The sequence below is a fragment of the Bacillus sp. PPSBB_2 genome (genome assembly GCF_045291115.1).
GTDB classification, from domain to species: domain Bacteria; phylum Bacillota; class Bacilli; order Bacillales; family Bacillaceae_G; genus Bacillus_A; species Bacillus_A cereus.
Genome location: NZ_CP147983.1, coordinates 5,720,673 through 5,739,332, shown reverse-complemented (window position 1 = coordinate 5,739,332; position 18,660 = coordinate 5,720,673). Strand labels below are relative to the sequence as shown.

Sequence of the window (18,660 nt, the reverse complement as noted above, 5' to 3'; positions counted from 1 at the left end):
TTTCCTAAAATAAGTATGTTTCTATTTCCATAAAAATATGCTGTAATATGAAGAGGAAAAAGTATAAGTAGTTAGAGAAGTGAGGAATTAAAGGTGAAGAAGTTTAAGAAGTTTTACTTGGAGATTACAAGTGTATGTAATCTTGCGTGTAGCTTTTGTCCGCCGACGGAAAGGCAGAAGCAATTCATTTCTGTGGAGGATTTTGCTAAAAGATTAGACCAAATTAAACCTCACACAGACTACATTTATTTGCACGTGAAGGGTGAGCCGTTGCTCCATCCGAAAATAGATCAACTATTAGACTTAAGTCATGAAAAAGGGTTTAAAGTTAATATTACAACGAACGGAACGTTAATTAATAAGAGAAGACATAGGCTGTTAAATAAGCCTGCGTTAAGACAAATGAATTTTTCACTGCATAGTTTTGATGGACATCCAGGTTCGCAAGATAAAGAGGGCTATGTAAGGAGTATACTTTCCTTCATTAGGGAAGCGACAAGTCAATCAGATTTAATTGTATCGTTAAGGTTATGGAATTTAACTCAGGATAATAAAACAAATGCTGAAATCCAGAAAAATAGAGAGTTATTATCTATAATTGAAAATGAATTTGATCTATCTTATCAAATTGAAGAGAAGCTTACACCAGGAAAAGGTATAAAAATTGCAGAACGTGTCTTTATTAATCAAGACTATGAATTCCAGTGGCCAGCATTACATGAGGAAGAGGATGATGGGAAAGGATTCTGTCATGGACTTCGTAATCAAGCGGGTATTTTAGCGAATGGAACAGTTATTCCTTGTTGTTTAGATGGTGAAGGGATTATTAACCTTGGGAATATTAATAATGATTCATTTTCTAACATTATTGAAGGTGAAAGAGCAACAAACATTGTCGATGGATTTTCGAAAAGAGTTGCGGTTGAAGAACTTTGCAGGAAATGTGGATATCGCAAACGGTTTGGGAAGTAAATATGAAATAAGCCCTCATTAAAGCGAGGGCTTATTTTTTTATTCTTGATAAGAATGCTCTAATTCATCAATTAATGAACCAACGTAAGAAACAGCTTTACGGATTGCATCTGGTTTTGACATATCTACTCCGGCATGTTTCATTAGTTCAAGTGGTTTCATTGTACCACCAGCACGAAGCACATCTAACCAGCGATCAATAGCAGGTTGTCTTTCCTCTTTAATCATTTGAGCTACTGCAGTGGATGCAGTGAGGCCTGCGGAATATGTATAAGAATATAGACCCATATAATAATGAGGTTGACGCATCCAAGTTAAGCCTGCACCTTCATCGATTTCTACAGAATCTCCCCAGAATGTCGATAGGACATTCGTTTTGATTTCAGTTAAAGTTGTAGCTGTAAGGGCCTGTCCTTCTTCTGCTAGAGCATATACTCTACGTTGATATTCACCCTCAAGTAAGTGAGTAACAAAGTTGTGATAATATGTGCCAAGTAGTTGCAGAATAACCCATCTGCGCATTCTCTTATCGTCAGTAGTCGCTAGTAAATGCTGAGCTAATAGTAATTCATTCATAGTTGATGGTGCTTCAACAAAGTACATAGATGGGCGTACGTTCATAATACGTTGATTTTTATTTGCTAAATAAAAATGACCAGCATGTCCAAATTCATGTGCTAATGTAAAGCATCCGCGCATCGTATTTTGCCATGTAATTAAAATATAGGGATGAGAGCCGTATGGACTTGAGCAAAATGCTCCTGTTGATTTACCTACGTTATCTGCAAGATCTACCCATCTTTCTTTGAATCCTTTTTCGATTATGGAACTATATTCATCGCCTAATATTTTTAAAGAATCTTGAATGAGCGTGCCTGCGTCTTCATAAGTAATCGACGGATTAAATTCGGGATCTAAAGGTGCATGTAAGTCACAGAAAAGCATTTGATCGAGTCCTAATACTTTCCTTTTTAAATCTGCAAAACGGCGCATATGAGGTGCTAGTTCTTTATAAATAATATCAAGTTGGTTGTTATACATTTCAAGTGGAACCTTTTGTGGTTCTAATAGCATATGGGTAACGGATTCATATTTACGTAAACGAGAAAGTGTTACTTGTTTTTTTACTTCAGTAGCATATGTTGTGGCAATTGTATTTTTATATCGGTTTAGTGTGGAAACAAATGATGAATATGCTTTTCGACGTATATATGTGCTTGGAGAAAATTCATATTTGCTTTCAACTAATGAGAATGAAACAGGAAGTTCGTTTCCTTGTTCGTCTTGTATAGAAGTGAAATCCATATCGGCCAATTTAGTCATGCCGTAAATTTTGTATGGAGAACTATGAACTTCGCCAAGTGCAGCAAGTGCTTCTTCTGTTTCAGGAGAGAGTGTGTGCTGTCTTTTTTGTAGTATTTCTAGTAACGATTTACGGAAAGGTTCAAGTTTTGTTTCTTCAGTTAAATATTTTTTAATTGTTCCTTCGTCGAATGAGAGGATTTCATTATGAATAAAGGATAGTGCAGTATGTACTTTCGTCCATAAAGCAGAAATTTTGGAAGAGTTCGCTTGAATACTTGGATTTGTACGATCAGTAGATTCTTTTAAATTTGCATATGAGTATAGTTTTGTTAACGTCATTAAAAGCTCTTCTTCTAAAAGTAGGCAATTTAATAAAGTGTGGGAGCTAGTATGTAAATGCCCTTTAAATGAATCAAGTTTCTGTATATCATTTTCCAATGCGTTTAATGCAGCATGCCATTCGGCATCAGAATTATACAAATCGGATAAATCCCATGTTAGTTCAGCAGGTACCTCTGCGCGATTAAGGCGATTTTCCATTACATTTTTCAAGTCGTATCTCCTCCTTATTAAGACCATCTAAACACATAATACTAGAAAATTCAGTTAATTAAAATGTTTTACATTTTTATATACAAAAAAGAAGGACAAGCATGAAAATGCTTGTCCTTCGAGTTAATTTAAGAATTAATATACTTTGTCACCATTGAAAATCGAGTTTTTCACGACAACATAATCTACAGTACGAATAGCGTCTAATTTTGTTCCGCCAGCGTAAGAGATAGAAGATTGAAGATCTTGTTCCATTTCGATTAACGTATCTTCTAAAGAACCTTTATGCTCAACGAACATTTTCTTACCTTCAACGTTTTTCTTCTCACCCTTTTGGAATTCAGAAGCAGAACCGAAGTATTCTTTATAAAGTTTGCCATCTCTTTCAATTGTTTCCCCTGGAGACTCTTCGTGACCAGCGAATAGAGAACCGATCATGACCATAGTTGCCCCAAATCGAATAGATTTAGCTACGTCGCCGTGTGTACGAATACCACCATCAGCGATAATTGGCTTACTTGCAGCTTTTGCACACCAGCGAAGTGCAGCTAGCTGCCAACCACCAGTTCCGAAGCCTGTTTTAATTTTAGTAATACAAACTTTACCAGGTCCAATACCAACTTTTGTTGCATCGGCACCAGCATTTTCTAATTCTCTTACCGCTTCTGGAGTTCCAACGTTTCCAGCGATAACGAAGCTCTCTGGTAAATGTTTTTTAATATGTTGAATCATGTTGATCACAGCATTAGAATGACCGTGTGCGATATCAATCGTGATATATTCAGGTGTAAGTTGCTCAGCAGCTAATTGTTGTACGAATTCATATTCGTCCTCTTTTACACCAACGCTGATAGAAGCGATTAATCCACGTGATTGCATATCTCTAATGAATGAGATTCGTTTCTCTGGTTGGAAACGATGCATGATATAAAAGTAGTTGTTCTCAGCTAAATAAGTTGCAATTCTTTCATCAATAATCGTTTGCATATTTGCAGGCACGACAGGTAATTTAAATTTATGTTTTCCTAAAGTGACAGTTGTATCACATTCAGAGCGGCTATTTACAATACATTTTGCAGGAATTAATTGAATATCTTCATAGTCAAATACGTTTTCCATCATTTACACCCCTAAAATACGAATATTTTATTTTTATTAATCAAAAATGTTCGTCCATAGGATAATTTACATTATTTTTATTAAGAAGTCAAAGGATTTCTTAACATTTTTTAAAAAAGTAGATTTTACATCTAAAAAAAAACGTTAAAAACGAATTTAAAACGTTTTTTTGTTTTTATTGTTCGTTTATGGGAAGGGTTGAAAAATTAAGATAATTATACAAGGTTGTATGTATTCTTTTTATTTTTTTGAGTGGATGTAGGATACTATAATAAGGTTAATGCTAACAATACGAGAAAAAGATGTTATCAAGTAGTTGAACAATATATGAAATGAAAAGGTTTATTTCTATATAAAAAGATGAATCTGGCATGATTCACCTTTTATGTGAGGTTTCAAGTATAATAAGTAGGGTGATAGTAACGTATACAAAAGATAAAAAAGAAAATAATACAGAATAAAATGAGGTTAATATATGAGTAAAAAAAGTTTTTCTGATTATAAATTAAGTAAGGAAATTGTAAGGGCACTTACTGGGTTAGGGTATGATCATCCAACGGAAGTACAAGGTGAGGTTATTCCAGTTGCATTACAAAAGAAGGATCTTGTTGTGAAATCCCAGACTGGAAGTGGAAAAACAGCTTCATTTGGTATTCCACTTTGTGAAATGGTGGAGTGGGAAGAGAATAAACCACAAGCATTAGTTTTAACACCAACGAGAGAGCTTGCGGTACAGGTAAAAGAAGATATTACAAATATAGGTCGATTCAAAAGGATTAAGGCTGCGGCAGTTTATGGGAAATCTCCATTTGCACGTCAAAAATTAGAATTAAAGCAAAAGACACATATTGTAGTTGGGACTCCTGGTCGTGTGTTGGATCATATTGAGAAGGGTACCCTTTCTTTAGAGTGTTTGAAGTATTTAGTTATTGATGAAGCAGATGAGATGCTAAATATGGGCTTTATCGATCAAGTAGAGGCAATTATTGATGAATTACCTACAAAAAGAATGACAATGTTATTTTCAGCAACACTTCCAGAAGATGTTGAGAAATTGTCTCGTACATATATGAATTCACCAACTCATATTGAAATTAAAGCGGCTGGGATTACGACGGATAAAATTGAACATACTCTTTTTGAGGTGATAGAAGACGAGAAGCTTTCACTACTTAAAGATGTAACAACGATTGAGAATCCTGATAGCTGTATTATTTTCTGCCGTACACAAGAAAATGTAGATCATGTATATAGACAATTAAAACGAGCTAACTATCCTTGTGACAAAATACATGGTGGTATGGTACAAGAAGATCGTTTTGAAGTCATGGATGATTTTAGAAAAGGAAAATTCCGTTATTTAGTAGCAACAGATGTAGCTGCGAGAGGAATTGATATTGATAATATTACACATGTTATTAATTATGATATTCCACTTGAAAAAGAAAGCTATGTACATCGTACTGGAAGAACGGGACGAGCTGGAAATAGTGGAAAAGCTATTACATTTATAACACCATATGAAAATAGATTTTTAGAAGAGATTGAGGAGTATATTGGATTTGAAATTCCAAAGGCAATTGGACCTTCAAAAGAAGAAGTTATGAAAGAGAAAGCTGCATTTGAAGAAAAGATACATGCTAAACCAATTATAAAGAAAGATAAAAATGCAGACATCAACAAAGACATTATGAAGCTGTACTTTAATGGCGGGAAGAAAAAGAAAATTAGGGCGGTAGATTTCGTCGGTACAATTGCTAAAATTAAAGGTGTTACAGCAGAAGATATAGGCATTATTACGATACAGGATAATGTTTCTTACGTTGAAATATTAAATGGAAAAGGACCACTTGTCTTGAAAGTCATGAAGACTACAACGATTAAAGGGAAACAACTAAAAGTTCATGAAGCAATTAAGTAAATAAAAAACTATCCACTTTAATAGGTGAATAGTTTTTTATTTATGATTCTTTTAAATCATCCACTAGTTGCTCCGCTAAACGTCTATACATATTACTCATAGTCACGAAGGATGTTAGTAGTAGAAATTTTTCTAGCTTTGTATCTTCTAAGGAAGAAATCTCATTTACTTCTGTAACACGGTTATTTACGTCTTGTTTAAAGCTTTCGACATTGCTTTCAGTAAGAGCAAGATAATTTTTGTATAACGTATTTAATTCGAATGAATCATCATTTAATAAGGAGTCATTTATAGTTTCTAATGAACTTTTTATGTCGTTAATGGAGAGAGCTCCCTTTAATTGATAAATTAGGCTAATTAAAATCATATGCTCTTTTGAATACTTTTTATTTTTGATGGGGATGAATAGTTTTCCTTTTGCGTAATTATTAATCATCGTTTTGGTTAATACTTTTTCATCATCAGTTCTCGTTGTATCTGCATAAGTATTCTCAAATAGTTGAACAACTTGATCTACATATAAGTCAACATTTGGAATATCCTCAAGTTTAATGTTTTTTTCTAAATGCAATGTCTCAAGTAATTCATTTATATTTTCCACGTAGAATCCCTCACTTTTATAACTTAGTGGAACTTAATGTTTAATATATCTTTAAATATGGTATTACGAAACAAATGAATTGTAAATGTTGACCTTAAAAAGAAATGTGTATATAATTATATGTAGTTATTAAAACTACATGTAATTATATGAGGGGTGTTATTATGAATGCTTATGTAAGGGAACCAGTTAATGCATTTACTCACTTAGGTGGAGCGATATTATCATTTATTGCCTTATTAGCTATGCTTGTGAAAGTTTCTATCAAGATGCCATCATTTGCTGCAATTACAGCTGTTATTTTGTTTGGTATTGGAATGATGGTCCTTTATACGGCGTCAGCTGTGTATCATAGTGTTGTAGCCAATGAACGTGTTATTTACTTCTTTAGGAAGCTAGATCATTCTATGATTTTTATATTAATTGCAGGTACATATGCACCCTTTTGCTTAATTACATTAAATTCAGCAAGTGGTTTACTATTATTTTGTTTAGTCTATGCAACTGCGATTTGTGGCATTGTATTTAAAATGTTTTGGTTTAATTGTCCAAGATGGTTATCGACAGCAATTTATATTACGATGGGTTGGTTAATTGTGTTATTCTTTGCACCGTTAGCTGAGAATTTAAGTACAGGAGGCATTATTTTCTTAGTACTTGGGGGCATTTTTTATACAATTGGTGGATTTATTTATGGAACAAAGCCAAAATGGTTAGAGTTTAAATATATGGGGCATCATGAAATTTTTCATGTTTTTGTATTATTAGGTAGTCTTGCGCATTTTCTAAGTGTATATTGTTATGTAATTTAATAAAAAAACGCCACATAATAAAAATTATGTGGCGTTTTTTTATTAACTGATTAGAATCGTATATGTTATAAAATCATTATGGGATAAAATGTAAGTTTCTGTGTTCGCATGTTAAACATAGGATAAGAAATATGTGATATACTTTGAGAAGTTTATAATGAATGAAATATGGAGGACTATAATTATGGCAATACTTGTAACAGGTGGAGCAGGATATATTGGTAGTCATACATGTGTAGAATTACTAAATAGCGGTTACGAAGTTATAGTAGTGGATAACCTTTCGAATAGCTCGGTAGAATCTATAAATCGAGTGAAAGAAATAACAGGAAAACAATTTAAGTTTTATAAAGAAGATGTTTTAAATCGCGAAGCGCTTGACGCAATTTTTGAAGAAAATGCAATTGAAGCAGTTATTCACTTTGCAGGATTTAAAGCTGTAGGGGAGTCAGTAGCGATTCCATTAACATATTATCATAACAACATTACAAGCACGTTAGTGCTATGTGAAGTAATGCAGAAACATAATGTAAAGAAGATAATCTTTAGTTCATCTGCAACTGTATATGGTATCCCGGAAACGTCACCGATTACGGAGGAGTTTCCATTAAGTGCAACAAATCCATATGGTCAAACGAAATTAATGATTGAGCAAATTATGCGTGATGTAGCATTTGCAGATGCAGAATGGAGTATCGCGTTACTTCGCTATTTCAATCCATTTGGTGCACACGAAAGTGGGCGTATCGGAGAAGATCCAAATGGAATCCCAAATAACTTAATGCCATATGTAACGCAAGTAGCGGTAGGTAAGTTAAAAGAATTAAGCGTATTCGGAAATGACTATCCAACGAAAGATGGAACAGGAGTCCGTGATTACATCCATGTTGTGGACTTAGCAAATGGTCACGTAAAGGCGCTTGAGAAAGTACTGAGTACAACGGGAGTAGATGCTTATAACCTGGGCACAGGTATGGGCTATAGTGTACTAGAGATGGTTGAAGCGTTTGAAAAAGTTTCGGGTAAGAAAGTTCCTTATAAAATTACAGAGCGTCGCCCAGGTGATGTGGCAGTATGTTTTGCTGATGCATCGAAAGCAAAGCGTGAATTAGGCTGGGAGGCAACACGCGGATTAGAAGAAATGTGTGCAGATTCTTGGAAATGGCAATCAAATAATAAAAATGGCTATTTAGAAGTTTAATGATGAATATAAAAAAATGACCTTTGCATAAAAGCAAGAGGTCATTTTTTATTAATTTTATTAGCGAACCTAGAAAAGAACGTTCGCTGTTTTAAATGATGTGATTTTACAATATCTTATGCTAGAAGGTAGTAGAATGAGATAGAGGAATGTATTATTTTATTAATTTTTTATAGAAATTGAAAGCGTATTATTGAAAAGTATTCCAACACTTGTATCATTGCGAGAGTCCGTTTATAATCAAGGAATCCTAGTTCATGTTTTAATAGGATTATTTATTATTGAAAGCGTTTTAAGTTCGCTCCTTTTTGAGGTAGGAGGTCTGACTTATTTGGATGAAAAATTATGTATGTAGTTTTAAATGGGAAGAAAAATAATATAAGTATCACTTTATAGTGTGGGGAGGTTAAAAGTGTGAAAGGTAAAGATTTTCACACGAATATATATGGGTTATGTAGGATTATTACTTTCAGGGGCAGCTTTATTTTTAAATAGTCTTGTTATATTAGGGAAAGCAGAGATGAAAAGTGCGGGTGTTTTTAATTTATTTGTGGGTGCACTACAAATTATTATTCCGTTTTATTTGATCATGATTTCTGACCAAAGCAATTGGACAGTGTATTCATATGCGGCTACTTTCTTATTTGGATTAACTTATTTATATGTAGGTGTTACTTTTATAAAAGGAATGGATAGTAGTGGTCTAGGATGGTTTTGTATTTGGGTAGCAATTATAGCCTTATTCTATATGGTTGTTTCATTTGTTCAATTCCATGATGTTGTTAATGCGTTAACGTGGTTTATGTGGGCATTACTTTGGTATTTATTCTTTGTATTAAATACACAAAAGAAGAACATTAATCAATATCTTGGAAGGATTGCCTTCGTACAATCATGGGTAACATTGACTTTACCTTCACTCTTTTATTTTATGGGAGTGTGGGGAGAGGGATTTGTATATGAACTATGGGTTTATGTATCAGTAATTTCTATTTTGTACTTCTGTTATTGTATTTATAAATATCGAGTACGTTAATATATTTTCTGTAGAAAAGCATGGAATCGTTAAACGAATTCCATGCTTTTTATATGTTGGCACTTATAATAGAGAGGTAGTATTTTACAATTTGCTAAAATGGGGATGATAAAGTTGAAAAAAGTATTGGTGCTAGGGGGAACAAGATTTTTTGGTAAACATTTAGTAGAAGCACTTTTGCAAGAGGGGCACGATGTAACGATTGCGACGAGGGGAGTTACTGAAGATTCTTTTGGTAGCGCAGTAAAAAGAATAATTATTGATAGAGAAGATGGAAAGCTACTAGAAAAGCGTCTAGAAGGAAAAAGTTATGATATTGTATACGATAATTTATGCTATAGCTCGAATGCAGCGAAGATAATATGTGAAGTGTTACGAGGGAAAACGAAGAAATATGTTATGACATCTTCAATGGCCGTCTATGAACCTGCCCTAAGCTTATCAGAAGAAGACTTTAATCCGTACGATTATGCAATCGCGTATGGAGATAGGAATGACTTCAATTATGGTGAAGGAAAGAGATTAGCTGAAGCCGTTGTATTTCAACAAGCAACATTCCCAGTTGTTGCAGTTCGTTTTCCAGTTGTTATTGGAGAAAACGATTATACGAAAAGGTTACAATTTTACGTTGAATGTATTGTGAACCAAAAACCTATCGTTGTGGATCATGTAGATGGAACTTTGTCATTTATACATGAAAAAGAGGCAGGAGAGTTTCTAGCTTGGTGCGGAATGGAAAATGTGAAAGGGCCAATTAACGCCTGTAGTAACGGGGTAGTTTCTACGGAAGAAATTATTCATTTCATAGAAGAGAAGACAGGAATAAAAGCACTCATTCAGAAAGCTGGGGAAAATATAGCTCCTTATAATGAGGTAACTAACTGTACATTACATAATGGAAAGGCTCGTGAATTCGGATTTTTGTTCCGAGAGCTGAAACTAGAAATGAAAAATGTTTTAAAACATTATATAAATACAATGAAGTAATCATAAATCCCCCGGTGGCAATCCGGGGGATTCTGGAGGATTTCGACAATACTGATTTTACATTACCAAATTTACCTTATACGTACGACTAATGTTTTTGTGATTGAATTGCTTGTAAATACTTCTCGTTTACTTGGTCCCAGTTTACTGTATGCCACCAGTTGGTAACAAACTCTGGGCGCCTATTTTGATACTTTAAATAATAAGCATGTTCCCATACATCAATTACGAGTAAGGGGATTTTCCCTTCTTGCAAAGGCGTATCTTGATTTGGTGTACTCATAACAGAGAGTTCCTCACCGTCAAGAACAAGCCATCCATAGCCACTTCCAAAACGACTAATAGCTGCTTTGGAAAGTTGATCTTTTAAGTTGTCAAAGGTATTGAAATAATAATCAATTACTTTTGCAACGTCTCCATTAGGCTCACCGCCACCTCGTGGGCTCATCACTTCCCAAAAAAGACTATGACAATAGTGACCACCACCGTTATTTCGTACAGCTGTAACAATTTCCTTCGGTAAAGCATCTAAATTACATAGCAATTCTTCTAAAGATTTATTATGTAATTCAGTATAATTTTCTAAAGTAGCATTTAAATTGTTTACGTATGTCGCATGGTGCTTTCCATGATGAATGGAAAGTGTATTGCTATCAATATGTGGCTCTAGTTCATCATAGTCATATGAAAGCTTTGGCAATTGAAATGAAGACATAACATTACCTCCTTTCCACTTAAAAAGTTGGTCTAGGTAAAAATACTTTACCTGAGTCAAAAATACACCCATTTTCCATATAAGTCAATAGTAAGTCCATTAATTTTCTGAAAAATATTACAATAAAAGTAACACTCTCACTTTCATTTGTGACTCCTATCCTTTTTGCTTATACTGTAAAGTAGCAGGGTTTTGTTGAAATAGAAGGAGATTGTTTATGAGTAAAACGAAACAATTAATAGAGGAAGCAAGTAATTTTATTACGATTTGTTATAAGGAGCTTCATAAAGAACAATTGATAGAAGAACGTATAAAAGAAATTCAAATTGAGATAGAAAAGACAGGGACATATGAGCATACATTTGAAGAACTTGTTCATGGTTCACGAATGGCATGGCGTAACAGTAATAGATGCATTGGAAGACTATTTTGGAGTAAGATGCACATATTAGATGCGCGCGAAGTAAATGATGAAGAGGGTGTATATAATGCATTAATTCATCATATTAAATATGCAACGAACGACGGGAAAGTTAAACCAACCATTACGATTTTTAAGCAATATCAAGGTGAGGAAAATAATATAAGAATTTATAATCACCAATTGATTCGATATGCAGGATATAAAACAGAAACGGGAGTGATTGGTGATTCTCATTCCGCTACATTTACGGACTTTTGTCAGGGGCTTGGTTGGCAAGGAGAAGGTACGAATTTCGATGTATTGCCACTTGTGTTCTCTATAAACGGGAAGGCGCCTACATATAAAGAAATTCCGAGAGAAGAAGTAAAAGAAGTGCCAATTGAACACCCAGAATACCCTATTTCATCACTTGGAGTAAAATGGTATGGTGTTCCAATGATTTCAGATATGCGTTTAGAAATTGGCGGTATTTCTTATACAGCCGCTCCGTTCAATGGATGGTATATGGGAACAGAAATTGGGGCGCGTAACTTAGCAGATCATGATCGTTATAATTTACTTCCGGCTGTTGCGGAGATGATGGATTTAGATACATCGAGAAACGGTACCTTATGGAAAGATAAGGCGCTAATTGAGTTGAATATTGCCGTACTACACTCCTTTAAAAAACAAGGAGTTAGTATTGTTGATCACCATACTGCTGCACAACAATTTCAGCAATTTGAGAAGCAAGAAGCTGCTTGTGGTCGTGTTGTAACAGGTAATTGGGTATGGCTTATTCCGCCATTATCTCCAGCTACCACTCACATTTATCATAAACCGTATCCGAATGAAATTTTGAAGCCAAATTTCTTTCATAAATAATATTTAGTGTAGGTTTTTTCTGTGAAATATAATTTTTTTTAATTACTGTTATGTAGCAAATGGAAGCCTTTACTCTCGGTTATTTTTGGAAGAGGCTTTTTGAACCAAGGAGTACCTTATGTTATAATCAAATTTCTGTTTCGAAGACCTTATAGAAATATAAGGTCTTTTGTTTTGCTTTTTTATGTAAGAGGAAGAGGATTTTTCTTTTTAATAAGGGATTTGGCATATTTTTAGGGACAACATAAGTATGTGGGAAGTCGATAAAATGTTATGCATATATAATTATTATGTTTTGGGTTTAAACAATAAAACATAATAAAGTTGTTTTTTTTGATTGCTGAGGAAGGAGGAAGTATAAATGAGGATGAAGAGTCGAAAAACTGATTGGCCTGTATTTATTATTAGTGGTGGTTCACTTTTATTATTTGTAATTGCAGTTTTTTTGAACAAGGATTATGTAGAGAGTGCGATTAATAAAAGTTTCGCTTTTTCAATTAAATATTTCGGTGCCTTCTGGCAAGTTTTATTATTAGGTACATTTATTGTTGCGATGTGTATGGCTTTCTCCAAATATGGGAGAGTTAAGCTTGGGGGATTAGAAAAACCTGAGATTAGTACGGCAAAATGGCTTGCTATTATTATGTCTACATTACTTGCTGGAGGTGGCGTTTTTTGGGCAGCAGCAGAGCCAATGTATCATTTGATGACGGTGCCACCAATACATGATGGTATATCTGCTGGAACGAAAGAAGCAGTCATGCCTGCTTTAGCACAAAGTTATATGCATTGGGGATTTTTAGCATGGACGATTTTAGGTACAATTAGTGCGGTAGTTATGATGTATGGACATTATCATAAAGATATGCCGCTAAAACCTCGAACACTTTTATATCCTATTTTTGGGGAAAAATTAAGAAAGAGCCTGCTTGGAACGATAATTGATGCAGCTGCAATTATTGCAGTAGCTGCAGGTACAATTGGCCCAATTGGATTTTTAGGTTTACAAGCAAGTTATGGATTACAAGAATTATTTGGAGTTTCTGATGTGTTTATTACTCAATTAGCAATTATTGTTTGTGTGGTGGCCGTGTCTACCATATCGGCAGTAACAGGTATTGATACAGGGATTCAAATTATAAGTAATTTAAATGTTAGATTAGCAATTGTGTTAATGGCATTCATATTACTATTTGGGCCAGGTGGATTTATTATTGATTCGTTTGTTTCTTCGTTTGGATTTTATGTAAATGAGTTTATACCGATGAGCACATACCGTGGTGATACAAGTTGGTTAGGATCTTGGACAATCTTTTTCTGGGGATGGTTTATTGGATACGGACCAATGATGGCAATTTTAGTGAGTCGAATTTCAAGAGGGAGAACGATTCGAGAAATCATCGTTGCAATTGGAATTATCGCACCTATTATTACAACATTTTGGTTTACTATATTAGGTGGATCAGGCGTGTTTTATGAGTTGATGAATCCTGGGTCTATCTCGGACGCATTAAGTGAATCTGGTATGCCGGCAGCTATGATTGCAATTACAGGGCAATTGCCACTTTCTAATATTATTGGACCAGCATTTCTTTTATTAACAATTTTATTTGTAGTGACAACAGGAGATTCAATGGCGTATTCCATTTCAATGGCAGTGACTGGAGACGGAGATCCTAGAATTAGTTTGCGAATTTTTTGGTCGCTTATTATGGGCGCAGTTGCAGCAATTCTTTTATATATGGGTGAAGGAAGTATTAATGCGCTACAATCGTTTATCGTGGTGACGGCAGTTCCGGTATCAATTTTGTTATTCCCAATGCTATGGTTAGCGCCTAAAGTTGCGGGAGAATTAGCATTAAAACAAGGTATTGTAAAAGAAGAAGATAAAACTGCATTCTTATTTCAGAAGGCTAGTAAATCAAAATAAATAAAAACGTAAAAGAGGAAGCATCTTAAATGAGATGCTTCCTCTTTTACGTTTAATCTAATACTTTTCCCTTTGTTTCTGGTACACATAGTAGCATTGTAATTAACCCGATTGGGTAGATGATAAAAATCAAGGACAATGCTCCAAGTAGGTTGCCACCTGTAGCAAGTAAGCCAATAATAACAGGCCCAAATCCAGCTAACCCACGTCCTGTACCGAAAATAAAGTTTTCGGCGGTAGAGCGAGCTTCAGCAGGATAGTTTTCAGCTAAAATTGCTCCAAATCCTCCCATCATTCCATTTGCAAAGAATCCAAGCAATGCACTTCCCCATAATAATAATGTTGAATCTGTGAATAAGAAGAAGTAAATGAGACAGTATACTGTACCGCCAATATAATAGATTGCAAAAGTTTTACGGCGACCAATTTTATCAGCTAGAATACCAAAGATTGCAATTCCAATTAGCATACCGATGGTAGAAATGAACATCCAGCCACTTGCTTTTGCTAATGTATAGTTATATTTATTTGCTAAAATAGTGGGCATCCATGTGAAGATTCCGTAATATCCGAAGTTTTGGATGAACGACATAATAATAAGACCAATTGTTGTAATTGTTACTTTTTTATTGGCAAATAACTTTCGAAGTGGAAATTTTTTTATATGTTTTAGTTGTTCTGCTTCAGTAGTTGTTAATTTACCTGCAGCTTCTTTTTGCAATAGTTCCTTTTTGTAGCGTTGTTTTTGCTCCCATATTTTCGGTTCACTTAAACTTTTACGGACATAGACAGCTAGTAAAGCTGGAATTAATCCAAATAAGAAAACGGCTCTCCATCCAAAGTGTGGGACAATAAATGCTGGAAGGAGTGAAGCAATCAGTACACCAAATTGCCATCCAAGTGCAACAACAGATGTCGCTTTAGCGCGCATTTCTTTAGACCATGTTTCTGTTACGATGGCCATTCCGATTCCGAATTCACCACCAACTCCCATTCCAACTAAAAAGCGCAGAATTAATAATTGCCAGTAGTCTGTTGCGAAATAAATGAGTGCGGTTGCTAGTGAAAACAGTAAGATTGTGAAGGCCATTGTACGAATACGGCCAAATAAATCAGCAATAAATCCAAATAAATAAGAACCAATTAACATTCCTATTGTGGTAGCTAAAGTTAAGTTTCCACCTTCAACAGGACTTAAGTGAAACTCTTTTAAAATATAGACAAGTACGAAAGATAATAGCAACATATCTAAACCTTCTGCTGCATATCCTAGCGCAGAACCAAATAATGTTTTATATCTTTTCGCTTTTGTCTCCTCTGTTGTTTGTTGTACATCAGTAGTGACGTTCATTATTACTCCTCCTTATTTTCTACAGTCGCTATGGAAGAATAACAAAAGGCCTTCTCACCTGATATGATGAGAAGGCCAAAAAAGCATACGTATCCCCAAGAAAAGAACATACGTATATTGTATTCCGACTTCCTTCTCAACCTCACGGGGTTGGGTTAAAGGACTGTATTATATTACTTTATTTTTAGCACTCTTCTATATGTATTGTCAAATAAAGAGGAAGTTATTATGTGTAAAATATTTCAAAAAACATTTCGTTCTTCTTGACGCCGACTTCATTATTTTCCCATAATAAAACTAACTAAATAAAAAGGAATGAATCAAAGATGCTAAATTTAGTACTCATGATGATTGAACGAGTCGGACTTATAGTTATTTTAGGATTTTTACTCTCTCATATTAAAACTTTCAGACGCCTCCTTCATAAACAGGATGGCTATGTAGATAAGCTTAAGCTTATTTGTATTTTTTCGGTATTTACAATTGTAAGCAATTACACTGGGATTGAAATAGCAGGAAATACGATTATGAATGAAAATTGGTTACAAGGTGTTTCATCATCGAGTACCATTGCAAATACACGTATTATGGGTGTTGGAATTAGTGGATTGCTTGGTGGTCCTATCGTCGGAATTGGGGTAGGATCAATTGCTGGTATTCACCGTTATATGCTTGGAGGGACGACAGCTCTAAGTTGTGCAATCTCTTCAATTTTAGCAGGCGTTATAACTGGTTATATCGGATACATTTTTAAAAAATATAACCGTACAATTACCCCTAAGTTTTCAGCGATTTTAAGTGTTTTTATCGTTTCTTTAGAAATGATTATGATCCTATTAATTGTAGAGGATGGAATGAGCATTGTGAAAACAATTGCGATACCAATGATCCTTGTAAATAGTTTTGGAAGTTTTATTTTACTTTCTATGATACAAGCTATTTTGCGTCAGGAAGAGAACGCAAAGGCACTTCAGACTCATAAGGTATTACGTATTGCAGATAAAACGTTACCATATTTTCGCCAAGGCTTAACAGAAGAATCGTGTAAGCATGTGGCACAAATTATTCACCGCTTTACAGGAACAGATGCGGTATCCTTAACAGATACAGAGAAAATATTAGCTCATGTTGGATTAGCATCAGATCACCATATTCCGTCACATAGTTTAATAACTGGTTTGTCGAAAGAAGTGTTACACACAGGGAAAATAATGAAAGCAAAATCACGTGAGGTTATTAATTGTCAACATGAAGGCTGCCCTTTGCAAGCGGCGATTGTTATTCCACTAACTTCACATGGAAATACAATAGGGACATTAAAACTGTATTTCAAAAATCCTAACCAGTTAAGTCGTGTGGAAGAGGAATTAGCAGAAGGATTAGCAAAAATATTCTCTACACAACTTGAATTAGGTGAAGCTGAGTTGCAAAGTAAATTATTGCAAGATGCGGAAATAAAGGCATTACAAGCACAAATTAACCCGCATTTTTTATTTAATGCGATTAATACAGTATCAGCTTTATGCCGAACAGATGTAGAAAAAGCAAGGAAGTTATTATTACAGCTTAGCGTATATTTCCGATGTAATTTGCAAGGGGCACGTCAGTTATTGATTCCACTAGAACAAGAATTAAACCATGTACAGGCATATTTATCCTTAGAACAAGCAAGGTTCCCAAATAAGTATGAGGTAAAGATGTATATTGAGGACGAGCTAAAGACAACTTTAGTACCACCATTTGTTCTTCAACTATTGGTTGAAAATGCATTGCGACACGCTTTTCCGAAGAAGCAACCAGTATGTGAAGTAGAAGTGCATGTTTTTGAAAAAGAGGGTATGGTTCATTTTGAAGTAAAAGATAATGGGCAGGGAATTGAGGAAGAACGTTTAGAACAATTAGGAAAGATGGTAGTTTCGTCAAAGAAAGGGACTGGAACAGCTTTATATAATATTAATGAACGTCTTATTGGATTATTTGGAAAAGAAACGATGCTTCATATCGAAAGTGAATTAAATGAGGGGACAGAGATTACTTTTGTTATTCCAAAAAAAGTAGGGGAGGAAGAGCAGATTGTTAAAAGTATTAGTAGTTGACGATGAAATGTTAGCACGTGATGAACTAAAGTATTTATTAGAGAGAACGAAAGAAGTTGAGATAATTGGTGAGGCTGATTGTGTGGAAGACGCATTAGAAGAACTAATGCAAAGTAGACCAGATATTGTGTTTTTAGATATTCAATTATCCGATGATAACGGATTTGAAATCGCCAATATATTAAAGAAGATGAAAAATCCACCTGCAATTGTATTTGCTACTGCCTATGATCAATATGCACTGCAAGCATTTGAAGTAGATGCGTTAGACTACATTTTAAAACCATTTGATGAAGAGCGTATTGTGCAGACATTAAAGAAGTATAAAAAACAAAAACAATCGCAAATAGAAACGAAGCACGAAATAAAGGGGACAGATGTAACAGTAGAGATGCATAAATTAGCATTACCAATTGAAGAATCAATCGTACTTGTTAATATTGAAGATATTGTATATGTAGGACTTGTGGACGGAAAAGTGACAGTAAAAACAATGAGGGAAACATATGTAACACACGATACACTTGTGATTTTGGAAAAGAAGTTGCCGCAAGTAAGTTTCATGCGCATCCATCGTAGTTTTATTGCGAATATTAATCATATTACTGAAATTCAGCCATGGTTCAATTCTACTTATAATTTAATCATGAAAGAAGGATCAAAAGTACCTGTTAGCCGTACATATGCAAAAGAACTCAAGAAGCTGCTTCGTATTTAAGGAGCAGCTTTTGTATTTCATCCTTTTATATTTGTAACTGATTCTGTATATTTGAC

Annotated in this window: 15 protein-coding genes; 10 read left to right on the top strand and 5 right to left on the bottom strand. The window is 34.5% G+C overall.

Features of this window, described 5'->3' with window-relative positions; translation table 11 throughout:
• Positions 1–93: 93 nt before the first annotated feature.
• Positions 94–972, top strand: a complete 879-nt coding sequence (locus V6946_RS29170) for a radical SAM/SPASM domain-containing protein (RefSeq protein ID WP_000713633.1) — start codon at positions 94–96, stop codon at positions 970–972.
• A 39-nt stretch (positions 973–1,011) separates the two neighbouring features.
• On the opposite strand, the gene pepF is transcribed toward V6946_RS29170, so the two are convergent.
• Positions 1,012–2,829: an oligoendopeptidase F gene (gene pepF, locus V6946_RS29165; protein ID WP_006919832.1), complete on the bottom strand. Its 1,818-nt coding sequence runs from the start codon at positions 2,827–2,829 to the stop codon at positions 1,012–1,014.
• A 135-nt stretch (positions 2,830–2,964) separates the two neighbouring features.
• Positions 2,965–3,948 (bottom strand): GMP reductase, encoded by a 984-nt coding sequence (guaC, locus tag V6946_RS29160; protein ID WP_000432447.1) that lies wholly within the window; start codon positions 3,946–3,948, stop codon positions 2,965–2,967.
• A 475-nt stretch (positions 3,949–4,423) separates the two neighbouring features.
• On the opposite strand from guaC, the gene V6946_RS29155 reads away from it, so the two are divergent.
• Positions 4,424–5,869: a DEAD/DEAH box helicase gene (locus tag V6946_RS29155; RefSeq protein ID WP_006919829.1), complete on the top strand. Its 1,446-nt coding sequence runs from the start codon at positions 4,424–4,426 to the stop codon at positions 5,867–5,869.
• A gap of 40 nt (positions 5,870–5,909) precedes the next feature.
• On the opposite strand, the gene V6946_RS29150 is transcribed toward V6946_RS29155, so the two are convergent.
• Positions 5,910–6,470 (bottom strand): DUF1836 domain-containing protein, encoded by a 561-nt coding sequence (locus V6946_RS29150; protein ID WP_000427879.1) that lies wholly within the window; start codon positions 6,468–6,470, stop codon positions 5,910–5,912.
• A 164-nt stretch (positions 6,471–6,634) separates the two neighbouring features.
• Here V6946_RS29150 and V6946_RS29145 point away from each other — a divergent pair, with 164 nt between their 5' ends.
• The 4 genes from V6946_RS29145 (at position 6,635) to V6946_RS29130 (ending at position 10,506) form a co-directional block, all read left to right on the top strand.
• Positions 6,635–7,282, top strand: a complete 648-nt coding sequence (locus V6946_RS29145) for a hemolysin III family protein (RefSeq protein ID WP_000995363.1) — start codon at positions 6,635–6,637, stop codon at positions 7,280–7,282.
• Between the two features lie 184 nt (positions 7,283–7,466).
• Positions 7,467–8,483: a UDP-glucose 4-epimerase GalE gene (galE, locus tag V6946_RS29140; RefSeq protein ID WP_000996540.1), complete on the top strand. Its 1,017-nt coding sequence runs from the start codon at positions 7,467–7,469 to the stop codon at positions 8,481–8,483.
• Between the two features lie 445 nt (positions 8,484–8,928).
• Positions 8,929–9,519 carry an AmiS/UreI family transporter gene (locus V6946_RS29135; protein WP_000542569.1) on the top strand — a complete coding sequence of 197 codons (591 nt, stop codon included), beginning with the start codon at positions 8,929–8,931 and terminating at the stop codon, positions 9,517–9,519.
• Positions 9,520–9,618: 99 nt separating this feature from the next.
• Positions 9,619–10,506: an NAD-dependent epimerase/dehydratase family protein gene (locus tag V6946_RS29130; RefSeq protein WP_033692135.1), complete on the top strand. Its 888-nt coding sequence runs from the start codon at positions 9,619–9,621 to the stop codon at positions 10,504–10,506.
• An 88-nt stretch (positions 10,507–10,594) separates the two neighbouring features.
• Here V6946_RS29130 and sodA read toward each other — a convergent pair whose 3' ends face one another.
• Entirely contained in the window at positions 10,595–11,221 is a 627-nt protein-coding gene (gene sodA / locus V6946_RS29125; RefSeq protein WP_000094037.1) for a superoxide dismutase [Mn], read from the bottom strand.
• Between the two features lie 217 nt (positions 11,222–11,438).
• On the opposite strand from sodA, the gene V6946_RS29120 reads away from it, so the two are divergent.
• Complete coding sequence (locus V6946_RS29120) at positions 11,439–12,509, top strand: nitric oxide synthase oxygenase (protein ID WP_000047627.1); 1,071 nt, start codon at positions 11,439–11,441, stop codon at positions 12,507–12,509.
• Between the two features lie 361 nt (positions 12,510–12,870).
• On the top strand, positions 12,871–14,439 hold the full coding sequence (locus tag V6946_RS29115) for a BCCT family transporter (protein WP_006919822.1): 1,569 nt from the start codon (positions 12,871–12,873) through the stop codon (positions 14,437–14,439).
• Between the two features lie 52 nt (positions 14,440–14,491).
• Here the strand turns inward: V6946_RS29115 and V6946_RS29110 are convergent, their stop codons facing one another.
• Positions 14,492–15,790, bottom strand: coding sequence for an MFS transporter (locus V6946_RS29110; RefSeq protein ID WP_001103412.1), 1,299 nt, complete (start codon positions 15,788–15,790; stop codon positions 14,492–14,494).
• A 326-nt stretch (positions 15,791–16,116) separates the two neighbouring features.
• On the opposite strand from V6946_RS29110, the gene lytS reads away from it, so the two are divergent.
• Together lytS and V6946_RS29100 are read left to right on the top strand one after the other, a co-directional pair.
• Positions 16,117–17,886 (top strand): two-component system sensor histidine kinase LytS, encoded by a 1,770-nt coding sequence (gene lytS, locus V6946_RS29105; RefSeq protein ID WP_000933561.1) that lies wholly within the window; start codon positions 16,117–16,119, stop codon positions 17,884–17,886.
• Positions 17,864–18,604: a LytTR family DNA-binding domain-containing protein gene (locus V6946_RS29100; RefSeq protein WP_000921842.1), complete on the top strand. Its 741-nt coding sequence runs from the start codon at positions 17,864–17,866 to the stop codon at positions 18,602–18,604. Before lytS ends, V6946_RS29100 begins: the two co-directional genes overlap by 23 nt.
• Positions 18,605–18,660: the final 56 nt, after the last annotated feature.

What these genes read in the sequence shown, in the direction of transcription:
- guaC (WP_000432447.1), bottom strand. Translation starts at nt 3,948, where the DNA reads ATGGAAAACGTATTTGACTATGAAGATATTCAATTAATTCCTGCAAAA.
- V6946_RS29155 (WP_006919829.1), top strand. Translation starts at nt 4,424, where the DNA reads ATGAGTAAAAAAAGTTTTTCTGATTATAAATTAAGTAAGGAAATTGTA.
- V6946_RS29145 (WP_000995363.1), top strand. Translation starts at nt 6,635, where the DNA reads ATGAATGCTTATGTAAGGGAACCAGTTAATGCATTTACTCACTTAGGT.
- galE (WP_000996540.1), top strand. Translation starts at nt 7,467, where the DNA reads ATGGCAATACTTGTAACAGGTGGAGCAGGATATATTGGTAGTCATACA.
- V6946_RS29135 (WP_000542569.1), top strand. Translation starts at nt 8,929, where the DNA reads ATGGGTTATGTAGGATTATTACTTTCAGGGGCAGCTTTATTTTTAAAT.
- V6946_RS29130 (WP_033692135.1), top strand. Translation starts at nt 9,619, where the DNA reads ATGGGGATGATAAAGTTGAAAAAAGTATTGGTGCTAGGGGGAACAAGA.
- sodA (WP_000094037.1), bottom strand. Translation starts at nt 11,221, where the DNA reads ATGTCTTCATTTCAATTGCCAAAGCTTTCATATGACTATGATGAACTA.
- V6946_RS29120 (WP_000047627.1), top strand. Translation starts at nt 11,439, where the DNA reads ATGAGTAAAACGAAACAATTAATAGAGGAAGCAAGTAATTTTATTACG.
- V6946_RS29115 (WP_006919822.1), top strand. Translation starts at nt 12,871, where the DNA reads ATGAGGATGAAGAGTCGAAAAACTGATTGGCCTGTATTTATTATTAGT.
- V6946_RS29110 (WP_001103412.1), bottom strand. Translation starts at nt 15,790, where the DNA reads ATGAACGTCACTACTGATGTACAACAAACAACAGAGGAGACAAAAGCG.
- lytS (WP_000933561.1), top strand. Translation starts at nt 16,117, where the DNA reads ATGCTAAATTTAGTACTCATGATGATTGAACGAGTCGGACTTATAGTT.